Origin of the sequence: Nocardia sp. NPDC060220 (assembly GCF_042727815.1) — a bacterium.
GTDB lineage: Bacteria > Actinomycetota > Actinomycetes > Mycobacteriales > Mycobacteriaceae > Nocardia.
Genome location: NZ_JBHWZY010000914.1, coordinates 1 through 2,610 on the forward strand (window position 1 = coordinate 1; position 2,610 = coordinate 2,610).

Annotated in this window: 2 protein-coding genes and 1 pseudogene; 1 reads left to right on the plus strand and 2 read right to left on the minus strand. The window is 67.6% G+C overall.

The features are described 5' to 3' along the window. Positions 1–745: pseudogene (locus ACFWF3_RS31630) on the minus strand (acyl-CoA dehydrogenase); the annotation flags it as partial. 106 nt (positions 746–851) lie between these two features. Here ACFWF3_RS31630 and ACFWF3_RS31635 point away from each other — a divergent pair. Beyond that, positions 852–1,478 (plus strand): TetR family transcriptional regulator, encoded by a 627-nt coding sequence (locus ACFWF3_RS31635; protein ID WP_378989799.1) that lies wholly within the window; start codon positions 852–854, stop codon positions 1,476–1,478. A gap of 57 nt (positions 1,479–1,535) precedes the next feature. Here ACFWF3_RS31635 and ACFWF3_RS31640 read toward each other — a convergent pair whose 3' ends face one another. After that, positions 1,536–2,603 carry an alpha/beta hydrolase gene (locus tag ACFWF3_RS31640; protein ID WP_379317442.1) on the minus strand — a complete coding sequence of 356 codons (1,068 nt, stop codon included), beginning with the start codon at positions 2,601–2,603 and terminating at the stop codon, positions 1,536–1,538. Between the last annotated feature and the right edge of the window lie 7 nt (positions 2,604–2,610).

Genomic DNA, 2,610 nt, shown 5'->3' on the forward strand with positions numbered 1-2,610 from the left:
CCTCGGCGACGGGGTAGTTCTCGAGATCGAATGCCGCGACATAGATCTGGCTGTTGACGACATTCTTCTTCAGCTTGTACGCGTCGTGCTGGGAGTCGGCGACGAAGAAGAGATACCCCTCGTAATCCTGCTGCGTCGGCTTGCCCCGCAGTGCCGCGGCGCTGTCGATGATCGGCTTGTCCGAACGGCGCCCGAACACCGAGACCATCGAGGCCAGGTTGCCGTTGCCGATGTAGTGCTTGCCGCCGGTCGCGGTGTAACCGCCGTCGGGCTGCGGGTCGACGATCATGTCGGTGGAGTACACGTCGGCGCCGTGTTCCTTCTCCGACAGGCCGAACGCGAAGATCTCCCCGGAGTCGAGCTGGGCAGCGGCCTTCTTCTTGGCCACGGCGTTGTCGCTCTGCCAGATCGGGCCGAGGCCCAGGATGGTGACCTGCCAGACGTACCAGTAGGTCATGCCGTAGAAGCCGAAGATCTGGCTCAGCATGGCATTGCGCGCGGTGTCCCAGCGCTTGTCCGGGTCACCGGCGGCCTCGGCCGCCGGGGTGAGGAAGGTGGCGAACAGCCGCTCCTTCTTGGCGAAGTCGAGGAAGTCCGACGGCCAGACGCGGGACCGGTCGTCGTCGAGCAGCTGGGTCTTGCCGCGGCTCTCGAACCAGTCGACCGTCGCGCGCAACAGCCGGCGCGTCTGCGGGTCGAACTGCGCGAAGTCGGCGGTGTTCGGGTTGAAGAAATCCTGGGGCATCGTCGCTCCTCTTGCGGGCGTCCAGCACGGTCGGACGGTTCATTCGCCACTGTAGCATTTTCGTACATCAGTGTAGGAATGCCGAGGTGGTTGCTATGGTGGGCGCATGGGTAGCGAGACGGCACTGCAGCGGCGAGGGCGGGCCGCGCACCTCGGCCCCGAGCGGCGCAGACCGCAGGTGCTCGACGCGGCGCTCGCCATCGCCGCCGACGACGGCATCGCCGCGGTCACGATGGGCGCGGTCGCCGACTACATGAAGGTCACCCGCCCGGTGATCTACGCCTGCTTCCCCGACCGGGTCGAGCTGATCGACGCGCTGATCCAGCGCGAGGAGAGTTTTCTGATCTCGGGTGTGCTCGACGTGTTGCCGCCGCGCGCGACCAACGCCGACGAGACGGTGTTCGTCGAAGGTTTCCGCACCCTGCTCAACAAGGCGGCCGAGCGCCCCGATGCCTGGCGCCTGATCTACGGCAACCCCGATCCCGCCGTCGCCGGTTCCTTCGGACGTGGTCGTCAGCTGGCAGTCGAGCGCTGCACGGCGTTGCTCCGGCCGACGTTGCTGGCCTGGGGAGTCGACGACGCCGAACGCAAATTGCCGGCGCTGGTGGAGTTATGGGTCTCGGCCGCCGAAAGCGCGGTCCGCACCCTGTTCGCCCACCGCGACGAGTGGAATCCCGATGACCTCGGCGCCTTCGTCGGCTCGGCGGTCTACCGCGCCATGCGCAGCGCGTGACGCCCGCGGCGTAAGCGGCGCGCGGGGGTGCGATCGATCGACCCCGGGGCCGTCGGGTCAGTGCGTGGGTGAAGGTGTGCGGGTGGACAACCGCACACTGTCGAGGAAGTCCGCGATCGTCGCCCAGGTGGTGTCGCGGGCGGTGGGGCCCGCGATGATGCCGAGATGGCTTCCCGGGACCTCGGTGAACCGAACCCGCGCCGCGCCGGTGAGGACCCCGATGCCGGCCGCGACCGACGCCGACGAGGCCAGCGCGTCCTTGGTGCCGCCGATCAGCTGCGTCGGCGCGGTGAGTCCCGTCAGATCGATCGCGCGATGCGGGCCCAGATGCACTGTGCCCTTGAACATTTCATTGCGGATGATCAATTGCCGGTAGGCCTGACGATAGAACCGGCCCGGGTAGCCCGGCATGGTGTCCATGAACCGGTCCACCGATTGCATGCGGGCAAGTGCCTCGGTGTCGGCGATATTGCGGGCGATGTACCAGGGCTTGGTGAGTTCACGGTCGATCGACTGGATGCGGAAACCCGCCCGCACCCCGTACTTCGGCACGCCGCCTGCCACGCGGACCGGCACGGTGACCTCGCGGCCGCCGGTGAGCTGCCCGAATTTGCGGGCCAGCGAGATCTGACCGTTGCGGCGCTGATCGAACGGGGTTCCCACCGCGGTGACCGAACCGATCGGCAGGTCGGCGTGCCCGGCTGCGGTGAGCACGCTGATGGTGCCGCCGAAGGACCAGCCGATCAGGTCGACGGGGGAGTGGCTGTTGTCCGCGCTGACCGCCTCGATCGCGGTGGGCACGATGTCGTCGACCCATTCCTCGAAGCCGAGATCGCGGTCCGCGTAGGTGATCTCGCCGTAGTCGAGCACATAGACCTCACGTCCCAGCTCGAGCAGGAATCGCACCAGGCTCTGGCTGGGTCGCATGTCGTAGCAGGAGATCGTCACCGCCAACGGCGGCACGAGCAGCACGGGATCGCCGGTGGCGGGGGTGGAGCGCCGGTAGCGCAGCAGCCTGCGGTGCGGTTCGTCGTAGACGATGTCCGACGGCGTCGGCGCGTACGGCTCGACGCCGTCACTGAAGAGCGCGACCACGTTGCGCAGTGCAACCGACAGGGGGCCCATGTAATTC

Coding starts and splice junctions, on each gene's coding strand:
- ACFWF3_RS31635 (WP_378989799.1), top strand. CDS start 852: ATGGGTAGCGAGACGGCACTGCAGCGGCGAGGGCGGGCCGCGCACCTC.
- ACFWF3_RS31640 (WP_379317442.1), bottom strand. CDS start 2,603: ATGGGCCCCCTGTCGGTTGCACTGCGCAACGTGGTCGCGCTCTTCAGT.